General features: G+C 61.7%; 16 protein-coding genes. 4 read left to right on the plus strand and 12 right to left on the minus strand.

All coding sequences use genetic code 11. The features are described 5' to 3' along the window. Window positions 1-19: 19 nt before the first annotated feature. Together QRN54_RS28665 and QRN54_RS28670 are read right to left on the minus strand one after the other, a co-directional pair. Complete coding sequence (locus QRN54_RS28665) at window positions 20-1,138, minus strand: hypothetical protein (protein WP_064073905.1); 1,119 nt, start codon at window positions 1,136-1,138, stop codon at window positions 20-22. Window positions 1,139-1,498: 360 nt separating this feature from the next. Next, window positions 1,499-2,341, minus strand: a complete 843-nt coding sequence (locus tag QRN54_RS28670) for an NAD-dependent epimerase/dehydratase family protein (protein WP_065351496.1) — start codon at window positions 2,339-2,341, stop codon at window positions 1,499-1,501. Window positions 2,342-2,427: 86 nt separating this feature from the next. Here QRN54_RS28670 and QRN54_RS28675 point away from each other — a divergent pair, with 86 nt between their 5' ends. Continuing rightward, the gene (locus tag QRN54_RS28675; RefSeq protein WP_003940238.1) at window positions 2,428-3,072 is read left to right on the plus strand and encodes a ScbR family autoregulator-binding transcription factor; all 645 of its coding nucleotides are present in this window, start codon (window positions 2,428-2,430) and stop codon (window positions 3,070-3,072) included. Window positions 3,073-3,110: 38 nt separating this feature from the next. Here the strand turns inward: QRN54_RS28675 and QRN54_RS28680 are convergent, their stop codons facing one another. Next, on the minus strand, window positions 3,111-3,998 hold the full coding sequence (locus QRN54_RS28680) for a ScbA/BarX family gamma-butyrolactone biosynthesis protein (protein ID WP_285183597.1): 888 nt from the start codon (window positions 3,996-3,998) through the stop codon (window positions 3,111-3,113). Window positions 3,999-4,166: 168 nt separating this feature from the next. Further along, on the minus strand, window positions 4,167-4,826 hold the full coding sequence (locus QRN54_RS28685; protein ID WP_285183598.1) for a LuxR C-terminal-related transcriptional regulator: 660 nt from the start codon (window positions 4,824-4,826) through the stop codon (window positions 4,167-4,169). A 517-nt stretch (window positions 4,827-5,343) separates the two neighbouring features. Here QRN54_RS28685 and QRN54_RS28690 point away from each other — a divergent pair. Further along, the gene (locus QRN54_RS28690) at window positions 5,344-6,843 is read left to right on the plus strand and encodes a flavin-containing monooxygenase (protein WP_285183599.1); all 1,500 of its coding nucleotides are present in this window, start codon (window positions 5,344-5,346) and stop codon (window positions 6,841-6,843) included. Window positions 6,844-6,945: 102 nt separating this feature from the next. Here the strand turns inward: QRN54_RS28690 and QRN54_RS28695 are convergent, their stop codons facing one another. Then, a complete protein-coding gene (locus QRN54_RS28695) occupies window positions 6,946-7,404 on the minus strand; it encodes a hypothetical protein (RefSeq protein WP_054188457.1) in 459 nt (152 codons plus the stop codon). Between the two features lie 77 nt (window positions 7,405-7,481). Between QRN54_RS28695 and lexA the strand changes: the two genes are divergently transcribed. Further along, window positions 7,482-8,171: a transcriptional repressor LexA gene (lexA, locus tag QRN54_RS28700; protein ID WP_174519486.1), complete on the plus strand. Its 690-nt coding sequence runs from the start codon at window positions 7,482-7,484 to the stop codon at window positions 8,169-8,171. A 13-nt stretch (window positions 8,172-8,184) separates the two neighbouring features. Here the strand turns inward: lexA and QRN54_RS28705 are convergent, their stop codons facing one another. The 4 genes from QRN54_RS28705 to QRN54_RS28720 are packed head-to-tail and all read right to left on the minus strand — an operon-like array spanning window position 8,185 to window position 11,541. Then, on the minus strand, window positions 8,185-8,598 hold the full coding sequence (locus QRN54_RS28705; RefSeq protein ID WP_064073860.1) for a (R)-mandelonitrile lyase: 414 nt from the start codon (window positions 8,596-8,598) through the stop codon (window positions 8,185-8,187). 29 nt (window positions 8,599-8,627) lie between these two features. After that, window positions 8,628-9,014 (minus strand): DUF2255 family protein, encoded by a 387-nt coding sequence (locus tag QRN54_RS28710; RefSeq protein ID WP_007729735.1) that lies wholly within the window; start codon window positions 9,012-9,014, stop codon window positions 8,628-8,630. Further along, window positions 8,989-10,461, minus strand: a complete 1,473-nt coding sequence (locus QRN54_RS28715; protein WP_285183602.1) for an MFS transporter — start codon at window positions 10,459-10,461, stop codon at window positions 8,989-8,991. Before QRN54_RS28715 ends, QRN54_RS28710 begins: the two co-directional genes overlap by 26 nt. 42 nt (window positions 10,462-10,503) lie before the next feature. After that, window positions 10,504-11,541 carry a zinc-dependent alcohol dehydrogenase family protein gene (locus QRN54_RS28720; RefSeq protein WP_063315610.1) on the minus strand — a complete coding sequence of 346 codons (1,038 nt, stop codon included), beginning with the start codon at window positions 11,539-11,541 and terminating at the stop codon, window positions 10,504-10,506. A gap of 167 nt (window positions 11,542-11,708) precedes the next feature. Between QRN54_RS28720 and QRN54_RS28725 the strand changes: the two genes are divergently transcribed. Then, window positions 11,709-12,593: a helix-turn-helix transcriptional regulator gene (locus QRN54_RS28725; protein ID WP_064073862.1), complete on the plus strand. Its 885-nt coding sequence runs from the start codon at window positions 11,709-11,711 to the stop codon at window positions 12,591-12,593. 27 nt (window positions 12,594-12,620) lie between these two features. On the opposite strand, the gene QRN54_RS28730 is transcribed toward QRN54_RS28725, so the two are convergent. The 3 genes from QRN54_RS28730 to QRN54_RS28740 all read right to left on the minus strand — a co-directional run bounded on the left by QRN54_RS28730 (window position 12,621) and on the right by QRN54_RS28740 (window position 15,158). Beyond that, window positions 12,621-13,763, minus strand: coding sequence for a GGDEF domain-containing protein (locus QRN54_RS28730; protein ID WP_007729732.1), 1,143 nt, complete (start codon window positions 13,761-13,763; stop codon window positions 12,621-12,623). Between the two features lie 118 nt (window positions 13,764-13,881). Then, window positions 13,882-14,346, minus strand: a complete 465-nt coding sequence (locus QRN54_RS28735) for an RrF2 family transcriptional regulator (protein ID WP_039973110.1) — start codon at window positions 14,344-14,346, stop codon at window positions 13,882-13,884. Window positions 14,347-14,408: 62 nt separating this feature from the next. Further along, the gene (locus QRN54_RS28740; protein ID WP_047271926.1) at window positions 14,409-15,158 is read right to left on the minus strand and encodes an SDR family oxidoreductase; all 750 of its coding nucleotides are present in this window, start codon (window positions 15,156-15,158) and stop codon (window positions 14,409-14,411) included. Window positions 15,159-15,252: the final 94 nt, after the last annotated feature.

A 15,252-nucleotide genomic window follows, 5' to 3' on the forward strand; every position in this document is an offset into this window, starting at 1 on the left:
GCAGGCCCTCACGTGCGGGTCATTGCTGCGATTCCAGCGTCCACGCGGGCTGGTCGGTCACTTCCGGGCCGTCGTGCAGCACCCAAACACACGGCTCGGAGATGTAGGTGGCAGCATCGGTGAACCAGTATGTTTCGTCGGGTGCCCAACCCGCGATGACGCTCGCCGTGTCGGCATCGACCTCGATCGCGGTTCCTGCCGCCGCGAGGTATCCCGTCACGGTAAGGTGCACTCCCTCAAATCTTTCCGCGACCTGCACCCAGTCCGGGATGACCCACCTGCCTGATCGGCCGGTCGTCCGGTACCAAACCTGCCGCGTTTCTGCGGTGACCTCGAGCGGGAACCGTCTGCACAGCTCCGACCAGGCTTGCGCGCTGTCGATCTCGTAGATGCGTGCGCCAGTCGGTGGCCGCAATGCTCGCACGACGACCCGCTCCCATCCCATGCTGTCTTCGACGAACCACAAGCCCGCCGGAGTCCCGTCGAACAGCGCCCTCGTCGAACCCTGAGTGGGTGGATTCGACCACCAATAACCTGACCAGTTCGCCGCGGGATCCACCGGGCGGTCACGTTCAGCTCTTGCTTCCGATTCCAGGGTGCTCGTGCGCCACTCGCTGAGGAGTTGTTGCGCAGCAGGCACCTCGCGTGTGTCTGGAGATTCCTCACCTCGGCTCATGATCGACCATTGGTCGGGCGCGGCAAGCGGGCTGCTCCACCATTGCGCCTGTTCGGATCCGGCAATGTGCTCCGCGACGCGTCGAAGCTCATCTTGCATAACCTCGGTGGCGACGAGGACGTCTTCTCCGTCGGGTTCCTGCCAGTAGCGTGCCGCATCGACGGCTTCTGCGAGGGCGGAGCGTAGATCGACGGCGGTGACGTCGGGGAGCGAGATTTCCGAGAGGCTACGCGCCACATCCTCGGCGGTGACTATTGTCCGCCGGGCCTCTTCGGCGCCCGGGCCGAACAACACTCGGGAGGTGCCTTGCCTGACGTCGAGGTGATAAGCCGCCCGGTGAGCGCTGATGCGGAACATGCCGTCGCCTGGCTCGGGCCGCAGGGCGCGTTCGGCGTCGATCGCATACGCGAGCAGCATCCGTCGCCCGCGCGGTCCCGACAGCAAAATATCCGCAGTGAGCATCTGTTCTCCCGTTTTCTGGTTCAGATGAAGGTAGCCGAGGTCAGTGAGATGGAGAGCCTTCTCCCGTGATGTCAGAGCTCCTGGCCGTTTCGTCGCGCACGACATGATCGCCACACACTGCATTCGGCGGCGAAGGCGGACGGAAGGGAGCCCCAGGCTGCTGCCAGTTGCGTGAACGCCGCTTCTTGGGTGTGCGCGATCACTGCCGTCTTTGTGCAGCCGTGGTTTTCGTCGATCAGAGCTCTCTCTGTTCGCCTGTAGTGACTGCGAAATAGGTCCTATTGATTGCTGAGGCTGAACAATAGAGAGGGCTGAAAAGGTTGGGAGACAGGTATTTTGGCGAGAGTGATCCGTGTGCCATCAGTACAGTCTCGACCGGAACCAGTGATCGAGGCTGATCATGTCGATCTGGTGCATGTCGAGACTCAGCTGGGCAGCAGCTTTCACCGCGTCGGCGCGGGGGATAGAGTTCTGGGGCAGAGTCCAGTTGGTCTCTCGTGCATGTTGCTCGAGAAGGTCGATGACTGTCCGCGGGACAGGCTCGTTGACGTGAAGTGTTGAGCCGTAGCGAAATTGCTGTTCTATCGACAACTCGTAGATGGATCGGGCGAGTAGGTCTACGTCGACTACCGACAGGACAGCGCTACCGCCGTCGATGATCGAGTCGAGGCGAGAGACAATTCGCGTCAGTGTCGGAAGAAACCATCTGTCGCCGGGTCCGTACACAAGATGCGGCCGGACGACCAGGCCTCCGGCGTCGCGCACGAACTTCTCGGCGAGAGCGCGCGTGCGACTGGCAGGTGAGAAGGGGCTGAGAGGTGCGCCGTTGACCGGCAAGTCTCGAAACGGTCCCGGCCCGTACACGGCCGCGGTACTGACGTAGAGCAAGCGTTCGACGCCGACGGTGGCGGCCATCGACGCAACGTTCTGTACGCCGTGTTGGTTGACGTGAACGCACCGTTGTTCGTCGTCGCCCACGTACGACACGCAACAGATGACGGTCGACGCCTGACTCATTGCAACTCGTAGAGAAGCACTTTCGTTGATGTCGCCGATCACGGTGGCGATTCCTTCACGGCCGAACTGTTTGGCTGCGGTGGCCGTGCGAACGAAACCGATTGCAGCGTTTCCGTGGCGGGAAACCAGCTGTTTCATCACTGCCGAGCCGATGAAACCAGTGGCCCCGAGTACCAGAGTCGTCACGGTGTGTCCGTGTCGAGAGCGTTGCTGCGGGCTCTTTCGACGTATCGTTGAGATTCATTCCGTCGGCAACGAGAGCTGGGTAGATCATGCAGGAGCGTGCTGTCCTGACGCGCCAGGCCGTCATTTTGGGTGCTGCGAAGAGCTTCGAGAAGTTCGGGTACTCCGCCAGTTTGGGCACGATCTTGCAGCACGGGGGTGTGTCGAAGGGGGCGATGTATTTTCATTTCGCGTCCAAGGAGGAGCTTGCGCACGCGGTCATCGCAGCGCAGCACGGTATGGCGATGGAGGGTACCCGGCGGGTTGCTGCGCACTCCGACATCGCGGTCGAAACCCTGGTGCTCGTTTCGCAGGAGATGGCTCGGCAGCTTGTGACCGAGCCCATCGCGCGAGGTGGCATGCGGTTGACGATGGAGATCGGCAGTATTCAAGGCCCCATCGAACAGCCGTACCTCGATTGGATCGAGGCTATCAAGCAGGTGGCAACCCAAGCGGCCGAAGCCGGCGATATCGTCCCGGGCACCGATATCGACGCGTTGGCTCGATTTGTGGTGGGGTCGTTCACCGGAGTGCAGATTCTCTCGGAAATGCTGACGGGCAGAACCGATCTGTACGAGCGGTTGAGTCAGATGTGGAACCTGGTGCTGCCAACGATCGTCCGCGAGGACAAGTTGGCGCACGTCATGCAACTGGCGGCGCTTGCACCGAGAGAGTGGGAAGCACCGAGCGCTTGACGTGGTAGACGCGACGAGAAGAACGTGTTCGTTCCCTCTCATGATTGGTCCGCAACTGTAATTTCGAGTTCCGCGGTGGTTTCCAGTTCTTGAGTGAACTGAACTCGGTGCACATGGCCCGACGCGTCAAGGGGGATCGTTGACACCTCGCACGGCGTTTCCCATTCAGTGAACCTCGGAAAGACCGCCGAGAGTGAGGCGATCTTTGTTGCTGGGTTGCCGATGTGAAATCGGAGCGCTTGTCGGGCGGCCTCGAAAAGTATCATTCCTGGGATGTGGTCGACGGGGTGGTCGAAAAGGGAGTGGTTGCGCGGATCGGGAGCGCAGAACATCGCGTGCCGAGCAGGATCAGTGCTGATGAGCACATCTCCATCGGTTAGGCGTCCGACTCGCTCCGATCCGACCACCGCGGCTCCGGAAGGAAGGATGCGTCGGCTCGGGCGGTGGTCTTCTCGTCCTTGCCGAATTCGACGGTATCCCTCGGGGCTGACTCCTCGCGCAACAGCGTTGCATCTGGCGACGTGCCGGTTGCCCTCGCTGAGGATCCCCGATACTTCGACCCCCGAAACCGCTCCGTCGCGATGAGTGAGGTTGTCCACTGTCATCGAGAAACTCAACGGCTCCGCGACTGATTGCACGTCGAGCGCGTCCAGCATCTCGAAGCTGAACGTTTCCATGAGGAACTTGTAGTGCAGTGGAATCTCGTATCGGGTGTGGCACAGAAGCACCACTGCCTGTCGAAATGCTTCTGCCACCCCGAGCGGATCGTGTTGCTCGCTCGATACGTCGAATATCCGGTGCGAGACCGGGAGTTGCACAGCAACCTGGTACGCCGAGTCCGATTCGATCCGGTAGTCCGTCAAGAAAACCTCGGCAACAGCATGTCTGTGGACGAGATGCCGCGGCACTGTGCGTGTGTATTCCATTGATTGAATGCACCTTTCGATGTTCACTCGTGTCTTCGGTGTCGTGTAGGACCTAATATTCGACGTCCGGGCGCGTCATCGAATCGTCAAAATTGACGATCTTTTCGAAGGTCGAGTTCGATCAGGGGCGGCACCCCATCTCGGCGAGTGTGTCTGGGGCACTTCCTGCTAGAAGCGTCCGATCCGAATTTCCAGTGGGTGTCTGCGTGCGTCGTGACCAGAGCGGCGGAGCATCGCGCATGCCTCCAGCTGGGAATGCACCCCCAGTTTTTGCAGGATGCTTCGGATGTGGGCGCGAACCGTGGTCGGTGCGATGTGGGCGGTTCGAGCAATCGAGTCGACATTCGAGCCTCCGTAGAGAAGGCCCACGATCTCGAACTCGCGATCGGTGAGACTGCTGATTCGTGCGAATTCTTCGGTGCGCAACCGGATGCGTTGTACGAGCGAGGACTTGTCGTGTGCAGACCGAGCGGAGTTGGGGTTGATCGCGGCCTGCAGCTCATCGAGCAGGGATGCGAATGGCAGTTGAGAGTTGAGCACGGCGTGGGCGCCCGCTGCGAGCCCCCGAATCATGGAGTTGCCGCTACTGAGATCGCCGACCAGGACCGATCCCTCGAGCGCGGAGAGCTCCTTCACCTGCCAATCGACGCCCCCGAGTGGTAGGAGAACGAGCGCTCTACCGTGATCGCTGGTGTGATGCCTTAACAGGCTCATGTCTGCGGTTTGTGGCTCGGAATAAGCCCTGGCGCTGATTCCGGCAGCGATTGCATTGGCGAACTCTCGATCGCTATGAGTGGTGTACAGGGTGACTGTGCTGGAGAGTGTCATAGCGACTACATCTCCGGTGGAGGTCCACTCCGCCCGCTCTCTTCGCTGCGGAACCAAAACCGTTGCTTTCAGCGTGGTTTCGTCAGCAGGTTAGCTATCGCAGTGACCTTTCCTCTGATGCGCACGAAGGTTACGGCGATATCGCAGTTGCCCGTCCTCCCATGGAAACTCGCGCGTTCGACACCTGATCGTGGACCTTCGAATTATGCTGGGGCGCTGAATATTTGGGCGATGAGTATCCCGCGTAGACGAGCCATTGGGCGTTCCGTCGACGGCGTGAACGACTCCCCAATGGCGCGAGGCATTCAGGCGTCTCGATCGAGTTTCCGCGAGGCCGGTGCGTCGCGCCTCGATGTTCCGTACGCGGCCGGGTCGAGATATTGACTGTTACCGTCAGTTGCACATACCCTGTTCATTGGCGCTGACCTTAGGGAACCCGGCCTGAACCGGCCGATCGTTCTCGGTCACTGCCGACGCCAGAAGTAGCTTCGCGACGACCGACGAAACGAGTTTCCTCATGACACAGCATGTCGACGTACTGATCATCGGCGCTGGCTTGTCCGGAATCGGCGCGGCTTGCCACCTCATTCGTGAGCAGACCGGAAGCACTTACGCGATCCTCGAACGCCGCGAGAACATCGGTGGCACCTGGGACCTGTTCAAGTATCCCGGCATCCGTTCGGATTCCGACATGCTCACCTTCGGATTCGGTTTCCGTCCGTGGATCGGAACCAAAGTGCTCGCAGACGGCGCCAGTATCCGTGACTACGTCGAGGAAACCGCCAATGAATACGGCGTCACCGACCACATCAACTTCGGCCGCAAGGTCGTGGCAATGGACTTCGATCGCGCGACTGCTCAGTGGTCCGTGACCGTCCTGGTCGAGGCGACGGGGGAGACCGAGACGTGGACCGCGAACGTCCTCGTCGGCGCCTGTGGTTATTACAACTACGACAAGGGATACCGCCCCGCCTTCCCCGGTGAGGACGACTTCCGCGGTCAGATCGTGCACCCGCAGCACTGGCCGGAGGATCTCGATTACACCGGAAAGAAGGTAGTGGTCATCGGTTCCGGTGCCACCGCGATCACGCTGATCCCGTCGATGGCCCCCACTGCCGGTCACGTCACCATGCTGCAGCGCTCGCCCACGTGGATCCAGGCGCTACCGTCCGAGGACCCTGTGGCCAAGGGTCTCAAGCTTGCACGCGTTCCCGATCAGATCGCTTACAAGATCGGTCGAGCCCGCAATATCGCACTGCAACGCGCCAGCTTTCAGCTCTCACGCACCAATCCGAAGCTGGCGAAGAAGCTGTTCCTCACCCAGATCCGCTTGCAACTCGGCAAGAACGTGGACCTGCGTCACTTCACCCCCAACTACAACCCGTGGGATCAGCGCCTGTGCGTGGTTCCCAACGGGGACCTGTTCAAGGTGCTCAAGAGTGGCAAGGCCGACATCGTCACCGACCGTATCGCCACGTTCACCGAGAAGGGCATCGTGACCGAGTCGGGCCGCGAAATCGAGGCCGACGTCATCGTCACGGCGACCGGCTTGAACGTACAGATCCTGGGCGGGGCGACCATGAGCATCGACGGCGAGCCCGTCAAGCTCAACGAGACGGTCGCCTACAAGAGCGTGCTCTACTCCGACATCCCGAACTTCCTGATGATCCTCGGCTACACCAACGCATCCTGGACGCTCAAGGCCGACCTGGCCGCGTCCTATCTGTGTCGCGTACTCAAGATCATGCGTAAGCGCGACTACACGACTTTCGAGGTTCACGCCGAACCTGAGGACTTCGCCGAAGAATCTCTCATGGGCGGAGCCCTGACCTCGGGCTACATCCAGCGCGGCGACGGAGAGATGCCGCGTCAGGGTGCCCGCGGTGCGTGGAAAGTGGTCAACAATTACTACCGCGACCGCAAGCTGATGCACGACGCCGAGATCGAAGACGGTGTGCTGCAGTTCAGCAAGGTCGATATTGCTGTCGTGCCTGATAGCAAGGTCGCCAGCGCATAGTCGGCTCCACCGGGGGATGGACCGGTCGTACCACCCAGACGTCGGTCCGACGTCTGGGAAGGGTGAACGTGACGCTGCAAGATGTCGGTATGGCGTGACTGCTCAGGCTGATTCTGTCCGCTTGACCCGCGCGTTATGCACAACCATCGGGACAGTTATTGCCAGGACCATCGCTATCACGAACACCGATATGAAGACCCAGGGGCGCGCTGCTTCGGACGCTCGCACGGTCAACACAGCTCCACTCGTAAGCAGGGGCATCCCTGCTGCCGCGAGTAGATCGACGTGCCGCGGGGCGACGGGAGGTCCGGCGAAGTATGGAACTCGAACCCCTGAGTTCTCCCGAAGCATCCGTCGCTCCGACATCGCGTAAGTGGTCGCGCCGACTACGAAAATGGCCAGTCCGAGTACGACAAGACCAATTCCCGTTCGGGTGGTGAGCGCGGCAAACATGAACACCGATGTCACTGCCGGATAGAGCACCACCATCTTCCAGAGTGGAGTCTTGGACCGCGTGTCGACTGCAACACTGACCGGGCGCATCGGTTCGAGAGGCTCCATCAGCTCAGCGTGCCATGCGCCGCTCGGGAAACAAACTGCCTGTGCCGTTTCTGGCAGACTCCGACTGCCTGGCCTGGATGTCGGGACCCCTCACTACGATTCTCATCGTGACCGATTACGACGATCTCGACATGTTCGGTGGCCTCGACGCCTCCTCCCTGCCGCTCCGCCAGCAGCAGATTCTGATGACCATCCGGGATCTCGTGGCTGCCAACGGGTGCACGCCGAGCACGCGGCAGATCGGAGACGCGGTTGGTCTGCGCTCGACGTCGACGGTGTCCAAGCACCTCAAGAGTCTCGAGGAGAAGGGCTTCCTCCGTAGGGGAGCGGCCATGGCTCGGCAGTTGGACGTGCGGCCGTTCCTCGTAGGCGCGAAGGAACAGTCGTCGTCGAATACGGTGACGGTTCCGGTCGTCGGTGACATCGCGGCCGGCGCGCCGATCCTCGCGGAGGAGCACGCCGACGAGGTGCTTGCGCTTCCTCGTGAGCTCGTCGGCTCCGGCACGGTGTTCGGACTTCGGGTGCGTGGTGAGTCGATGGTCGACGCAGCGATCTGTGACGGTGACGTCGTCGTGGTGCGCCGCCAGGACGAAGCTCATTCCGGTGAGATCGTCGCCGCGATGATCGACGGCGAGGCCACGGTGAAGGTGCTCCGGCGTCGCGACGGTCACGTGTACCTCGAGCCTCGCAATCCCGCGTACAGCGTCATCGACGGCGATCGCGCGGTCATCCTGGGCAAAGTTGTTTCCGTGATGCGCCGTATCTGAGAGGTGTCCGGTCTCAACGACGTCTGGCGCGGGGACCACCGTATTCCTCATCGGTGACTTTGTCGCCCCATGTAGTTTCGGTGCTTCCGCCGCCGGGTCCTTCCCACAGCGCAAGGTGGGTCATGAAACGGTCGGGTGCTGCGCCGTGCCAGTGTTCCTCTCCTGCCGGGGTATAGATGGTCTCGCCCGGATGAACTTCGACGATCTCGCCGCCGCGAGCTTGAACCAGCGCGGTCCCGGAGACGATGTGGAGGGTCTGTCCGAGGGCGTGGGAATGCCAGTCGGTTCGCGCGCACGGTGCAAAGCGAACCATGTTGGCGCGCATCCTCGACGGCTCCTGTCCGGCGTAGATGACGTCCCACCAGACGTCGCCGGTGAACCAGTCGCTGGGTGCTTTGCTGGTGGGCTGGGGCTTCAAGATTTCCATGAGGTCTCCTCGGAATCGAAAGGGGCGGTTCAGTTCTGCGTCAGCGGAACAAGTCGAATGGTGTTGGGTGCGGCGGCGCGGCCGGTGACGGAGCCGACGATCTGCGGGCCGTAGCGGTCGTACTTGGTGTGATAGGCGGAGTCGATCGACGAGTGGGCATCCGGTGCGGCGGACTCGAACGCCACGTCCCGCTCGATTCCTCCTGCTCGGATTCGGCCCGTTCCACTTGCCGTTGCTCGGACGAACCACGGGTTGTCGGTTCCGTAGGCCGAGCGAACGTACAGTTGGTTGTCGGTACGGACAACCCAAATCGTGACGTACGGCCTTGCGGTTCCGTCTCGGCGGTACGAGGAGACCTGCAACTCCTCGGCGTCGCCGATCTTGGTCAGTTCAGCCTCGGTCCACGAGTGCGACATCTCGGCTTCCTTTCTCCTGGTCGAATTGCTTTGCGGTACTTCGCGTTCTCGTAGCCGGGACGATCAGTGCGAGGACGATGACGAGACAAGCGGCGAGCAGGGCGGTGCCTGCGGTGAGAGCCGTTGATACGTGATCGGTGAGTGCCGTTGTAGCGTCGTCGGCAGAGGATCCGGCGCCCGCGGAGACTGCGACGAGGATGCCGAGTCCGAGGGCACTGCCCAGTTGATGTGCAGTGTTGACCAATCCTGATGCAGCACCGGCATATTCGGCCTGTACCCCGGAGATGCCAGCAGAAGTCAGTGGGGCGAAAGCCAACCCCTGTCCGGCGCCGATCAAGATCATCGGAAGTGCTATCGCGGTGAGGTACGTGCTGCCGGGATGGACCAGACTGAGCCACGCCATCCCGGCTAGGGTGACGGCAATGCCAACCGACAGAATTGCGGAATTTCCGAATCGCGGTGTCAGTCGCGGAATAAGCATCGCCACAGCAAAATTGACGATCGTCATCGGGAAGAAGGCGATGCCTGCTTGGAACGCGCTGAAGCCCATGACGCCTTGGAGTAGCTGAGTCGTGAAGTAGAAGAATCCGATCATGGCACCCAGATAGAGCATTCGGGCGGCGTACGCCCCGGATCGCTCCCGGCTACGGAACAACCTCAGTGGCATGATCGGCTGCTCCGCTCTCGCTTCGTTGAGGAAGAGCAAGGTCAGTAGTATCGCCCCGGCCGCCAGTGTCGCAACGGTGATCGGTGAGGTCCACCCCGCTTCGGCCGAGTTGACGGTGCCGAAGACGATCGCGGTCATCCCGAGTGTGGCGAGAACAGCGCCGGCCACATCGAAACGTCCGGAGTGGGGCTCGGTTTCCGGAATGAACCGGGGAGCGAGAGCGATCATCGCGATACCGATCGGAACGTTGATGAAAAAGCCTGCGCGCCAAGACACCCAGTCGGCAAGGGCGCCGCCGATCACGAGTCCGAGGCTGGCGCCTATTCCCGCAGCAGCGCCGTACCAGGCAACAGCGCGCGTTCGCTCCGGGCCGGGCGGGAAGCTGGCGGTCAGCAGTGACAGCGACGCCGGGGCCACCACTGCGGCTCCGACGCCTTGGAGAGCGCGCGCTGCGATGAGCCACCAACCGTTCGGCGCGACCCCGACGAGAAACGACGCAATCGCGAAAATCGCGAGACCGGCCACGAATACGCGACGACGGCCGAAGATGTCCCCGAGACGAGCACCCAGCAGGAGAAGCCCGCCGAACACCAGGGTGTAGGCGTCCTGGACCCAGGACAACCCGGTTGCCGAGTAACCCATGCTGCTTTGGATGCTGGGTAGCCCGGTGAAGATGATCGAATTGTCGAGCAGGATCATGAAATAGCTGATCAGAATGATCGCCAGGATCGCGGTGGAATTGATGCGACCGGCAACGGGACGGTTGGCAGTGTGGGTCACGCGCTTCTTCTTCGCAAGTGGTGGACTTTCGCAAGTGGTGGACTACGGGCGGACGAGGACCTTCAACGATTCACGGGAGTCCATGGCTCGGTAGCCTTCCGCTACGTCGTCGAGTCCGACGGTGTGGTCGAAGACCTTGCCCGGCTCGATCTTTCCATCGAGCACATCCGGCATCAGCTCTTCGATGTACGCGCGCACCGGGGCCGGTCCACCGGTGAGTGTGATGTTGGGTCCGAAGAGTGTCCCGAATCCGATTGGAGCTTCTTCGTATTGTGGTACCCCGACTCGGCTGATGACGCCGCCCGGTCGGACAACTCCGAGCGACTGCTCGTAGGCAGGCATGTGACCTACCGCTTCGAGGACGACATGAGTGCCGTCGCCTCCGGTCAGTTCGCGGACTTTCTCGATGCCCTCGTCTCCACGTTCGGCAACCACGTCGGTGGCTCCGAACTCGAGACCGAGATCCGTGCGGGTCTTGTGGCGCCCCATGAGGATGATGCGCTCGGCGCCGAGGCGTTTGGCGGAGAGCACTGCCATCAGCCCCACGGCTCCATCACCGATGACCGTGACCGTAGTGCGTTGGTTGACGCCACCCTTGACCGCCGCGTGATAGCCGGTGCCGAAGACGTCGGAGAGTGTGAGCAGTGACGGTAGGAGTTCGGAATCCTCACCGACCGGCGCCTTGACCAGGGTGCCGTCTGCCAACGGCACTCGGATGGCCTCTGCCTGACCGCCTCCGATCCCGTTTCCGGCCCAGAATCCACCGTGTCGGCAAGACGTCTGCAAGCCTTCGCGGCAGAAGTCGCACGTCCCGTCGGACCAGGCGAAGGGGGCGATGACGAAGTCGCCCTTCTTCAACGTGGACACCTCGCGACCGGTCTCTTCGACCACTCCGACAAATTCGTGGCCCATCGGGGAACCACCGGGCGTGGCCGGCATGTTGTGGTAAGGGTGCAGGTCAGAGCCGCAAACGCACGCCCTGACGACCCGTACGATCGCGTCCGCCGGCTGCTGCAGTGCCGGATCGGGCACGGTTTCGACTCGAACGTCTCCGGCGCCGTACATGATGGTTGCTCGCATGGTGTCCCCTCTTGCTTCTGGTGTCGCGTGCTTCGAAGTCGACGTTTCGGCGTGGACCGGTCGACTGCTATCAGTCAACGCCGCGCCTCGCGGGCGCGGGAGTGTCTGTTGTTCCAGGTAACGGCAGTACCTCCCTCGGTCTTCGCCGCTCGAGTAACGTGAACTGCATGGACAACCGAGCCGAGATCCGCGAATTCCTCAGCTCCCGTCGTGCTCGCATCACACCCGAGCAGGCAGGGCTCCCGGCTTACGGCGGAAACCGTCGCGTCAAGGGGTTGCGCCGTGAGGAAGTCGCTCTGCTCGCCGGTGTGAGCATCGACTACTACGTGCGCATGGAACGCGGAAATTTGGCGGGAGCGTCGGACTCGGTGCTCGAAAGTCTTTCCCGAGCACTGCAACTCGACGAAGCCGAAACTGCCCATTTGTACGACCTCGCGAAGGCCGCCAGTGCAGGCGCACCGAGTAGAAAGCGTCCCGCCCCCAAGGGCGTGAGCCCGGCGATTCAGCAGATACTCGACGCCATCACCGACGCACCGGCGTGGGTACGTAATGCCAGGCACGACATGCTGGCGGCCAATCGTATGGCGCGCGCGTTGTATTCGCCGGTGTTGGCCGATCCACGTAGGCCGGCGAACAACGCCCGCTTCGTGTACCTGGACCCGGCATCGCAGGACTTCTTCGTGGATTGGGAGCGCGCGGCAGACGACATCGCCGCGATGCTCCGCTCGGAAGCGGGGCGCAATCCCCATGACAGGGCGCTGACCGAGCTCATCGGTGAACTTGCCACTCGCAGTGAGGTATTCCGCACCCGGTGGGCGAAACACAATGTGCGCTTTCATCGGACGGGATTCAAGAAGGTTCGTCACCCCGTCGTCGGCGACCTGGAGCTGAACTTCGAGGCGATGGAACTGCCGTCCAATCCCGGGCTGACACTGCTGGTCTACACCGCGGCGCCGGGGACGCCCACGGCTGACGCACTCAAACTCCTGGCGAGTTGGGCGGCAACCCAGGATCAGCTGGATCCGGCGAACGACAGCGAAGCGGCGCTCTGAATTCGATCGACAGGTAATCGTGTCGATTCAGCTCAGATGCGTTACTGCCCAAGCTACCTGGTCTCCACCTCGTCGTTTCGCCCGATACATCGCGTTGTCGGCGTCGGCAAGAATCCGATCGATGGTTCCCGAAGCGTCCGGGATTGTCGAGGACAGCCACACGCTGGCTCCGACGCTCACGGAAATCGACTGCCGGCCGGCGGGCCGCGATATCGAATTGTGAATGTCCACCACGGTTTGTTCGATGCGACGTGGCTCCACGGGCATGAGAATCACGAACTCGTCGCCGCCAGTCCGCGCCACCAGCCCGACCTCTCCGACCACCGAGTTCAGGCGCCGGCCGACTGTCACCAGCATCCGATCGCCTTCCGCGTGACCCAGTTTGTCGTTGACGCTCTTGAACGAATCGACATCGATCACCACCGCAAGGACTACGTGTCCTTGGAGTTCGCCGACACCGAACAACTGTTGCCAGACATTGTGCAGCCCACGTCGATTCAGGGCAGCGGTGAGTGGATCACGCCAAGAGTGTCGTGCGTCGTCGGTCAAATACAGGACGAGGAAATGCACGGTCATCGAGGCTGAAGCGATAACACACCCGATGACGAATCCAGTGGACACCGACAGCGAAGAGTCGGTATCCGGATCGGTTACAGCTCGAATTGTCAGTAGCGCAACGACGAACAGCGCACCGGTGATCTGTGCGGTGACTATTCGAGGGCTGTGGAATACCGACGAATAGTTCGCGACGACCACGAACAGAACGGTGCCGGTCAATGCCAGGAAGCTCGAATGGATTCCGGCGAGAAGTATCAAGGACAAGCAGATATTGGTGAGCGAAACGAAACGAACGGATTGATGGTGACTCGGCCAAGACCGACCGAGTGACCAGCGAATCATGCAGTAGAGCGCGATCATGCATGCTGCGCCCGCCGCGAGCCGTTCAGGGAGCTCGGTTGCGCCACCCTTCACGAATTGAGCCAGTACGGCGAGTGCCACGAACACAGCACACCAAAAGGTGACGACCACCCTGGCTGTCCCCAACATCGATCGAGCAGCCAGGAACCTCGGGAACCATTCGCCGTCGTACGCAAGAGACCACCAGCGACTCAACAGTCCCGTTGTTTGACGAATGTTCTGCCCCAACCCCGCAGCGCCACTGACTCCCATGAAACCCCCTCCGAGATCTTGCGAAAATTCCCGGAAGATTCTTCGTCAAGATTTGATCCCCGAACAAGGTACCCGATAGTTGAACGATGGATTGCCGTCTCGTGGGGTGTGGGCTGCTCTAGGGTGTGATCGGTGTGGTCAGGATCTTTCTGAGTGCCGGAAGGTCCAGGGTTGCAGCAAGATCTGCAATAGTGACCCCCGACAGTGATGCGCGCCAGGCTTTTTCGGCGTCGGCCATGACCTTGGCGATTCCGCAGGCGGAACGGCACTGTTCCGGTGGGGCGGCGAGGATTCCTTGCTGTCGAATCTCCGTGCACCGGAACGCAGGTTCGGTGCCGTCAACGGCTTGTACGACGTCGAGAACGGTGATCTTCTCGGGAGCCCGGGTGAGAACGTACCCGCCGTCTCGGCCCTCGGTCGGATTGACCAGACCGGCGTGCGCGAGCGCTCGCAGATGCTTCGCCAGGTATGTCTTCGACACCCCGTGAAGTTCGGCGAGTCTGGCTGTGGGTACCGGCCCTTCGGACTGGCTCAGAACCACGCAGCAGTGGAGTGACCACTCCACGCCTCCGGAAAGCTTCATGATTGGACTCTATCGACGCCGCGGAAAGCGGTGCGGGCCGGACGTCGCTCGAGTTGTCGACGTCAGGCCTTCTCGGCAAGCCACGCGTCGTATGTTGTCGGCGCGATCCATGCATCTGCACCGGGTGTCGGGGTCAGCGCCGAGTTGTCGAGTTTCGCGCCGAAGTAGCCGGCTTCGGGATCGGAGATAACCGAACGCTTGTCGCCGGTGACGAGGAACAAGCGCCGGACCAGTTCGTCGATGCCCAGCGGTTCGGGTCCGGCAATCTCGACCGTGCCGTTTTGCGGCGCGCCGGTCACTACCTCGGCGACGTGGGACACGACGTCTCGAGACGCGATGGGTTGCAGATGTCCCGGCGTTGCGTGGACGGCGCCGTCGGTGGTTCCCGCGTCGGCGATTCCGGCGACGAACTCGAAGAATTGGGTCGATCGGACGATCGTGTAGGGGGTCGGGCCCGCTTTGACCAGGTCTTCCTGGGCGACCTTGGCTCGCATGTACCCGGAATCGGGCAGTCGATCGGCACCCACGATGGACAGGATGACGTGGTGCCCGACGCCTGCCTTCTCCTCCGCGGCGAGGATGTGGCCGGTTCCGTCGCGGAAGAAGGCCAAGACGTCGTCGTCCGACCATGACGGGGAATTGGTCAGATCCACGACGACGTCGGCACCCTCGACTGCCTCGGCGATACCTGCGCCGGTGGTGATGTCGATCCCGTCGCCGCGACCGAGCGCCTTCACGTCGTGCCCGGCGTCAGCGAGCTTGGCGGCGACCTGGCTTCCGATGAGTCCGCTTCCGAAAATGACGATCTTCATGTTTTTCTCCTTTACTCGGATAAGTAGTGTCCAAGTATACTCGGACACTACTTATCCAAGTCAAGGGTTGCCCGGTCAGTCGAAGAGTTCGGCG

It is taken from the genome of Rhodococcus sp. MEB032, from assembly GCF_030208925.1.
Classification (GTDB): domain Bacteria; phylum Actinomycetota; class Actinomycetes; order Mycobacteriales; family Mycobacteriaceae; genus Rhodococcus_F; species Rhodococcus_F qingshengii.

Coding starts and splice junctions, on each gene's coding strand:
- QRN54_RS28705 (WP_064073860.1), bottom strand. CDS start 8,598: ATGGAAATCTTGAAGCCCCAGCCCACCAGCAAAGCACCCAGCGACTGG.
- QRN54_RS28720 (WP_063315610.1), bottom strand. CDS start 11,541: ATGCGAGCAACCATCATGTACGGCGCCGGAGACGTTCGAGTCGAAACC.
- QRN54_RS28680 (WP_285183597.1), bottom strand. CDS start 3,998: ATGGAATACACACGCACAGTGCCGCGGCATCTCGTCCACAGACATGCT.
- QRN54_RS28690 (WP_285183599.1), top strand. CDS start 5,344: ATGACACAGCATGTCGACGTACTGATCATCGGCGCTGGCTTGTCCGGA.
- QRN54_RS28665 (WP_064073905.1), bottom strand. CDS start 1,138: ATGCTCACTGCGGATATTTTGCTGTCGGGACCGCGCGGGCGACGGATG.
- QRN54_RS28730 (WP_007729732.1), bottom strand. CDS start 13,763: ATGGGAGTCAGTGGCGCTGCGGGGTTGGGGCAGAACATTCGTCAAACA.
- QRN54_RS28740 (WP_047271926.1), bottom strand. CDS start 15,158: ATGAAGATCGTCATTTTCGGAAGCGGACTCATCGGAAGCCAGGTCGCC.
- QRN54_RS28675 (WP_003940238.1), top strand. CDS start 2,428: ATGCAGGAGCGTGCTGTCCTGACGCGCCAGGCCGTCATTTTGGGTGCT.
- lexA (WP_174519486.1), top strand. CDS start 7,482: ATGTCGGGACCCCTCACTACGATTCTCATCGTGACCGATTACGACGAT.
- QRN54_RS28710 (WP_007729735.1), bottom strand. CDS start 9,014: ATGTCGCACTCGTGGACCGAGGCTGAACTGACCAAGATCGGCGACGCC.
- QRN54_RS28695 (WP_054188457.1), bottom strand. CDS start 7,404: ATGGAGCCTCTCGAACCGATGCGCCCGGTCAGTGTTGCAGTCGACACG.
- QRN54_RS28735 (WP_039973110.1), bottom strand. CDS start 14,346: ATGAAGCTTTCCGGAGGCGTGGAGTGGTCACTCCACTGCTGCGTGGTT.
- QRN54_RS28685 (WP_285183598.1), bottom strand. CDS start 4,826: ATGACACTCTCCAGCACAGTCACCCTGTACACCACTCATAGCGATCGA.
- QRN54_RS28725 (WP_064073862.1), top strand. CDS start 11,709: ATGGACAACCGAGCCGAGATCCGCGAATTCCTCAGCTCCCGTCGTGCT.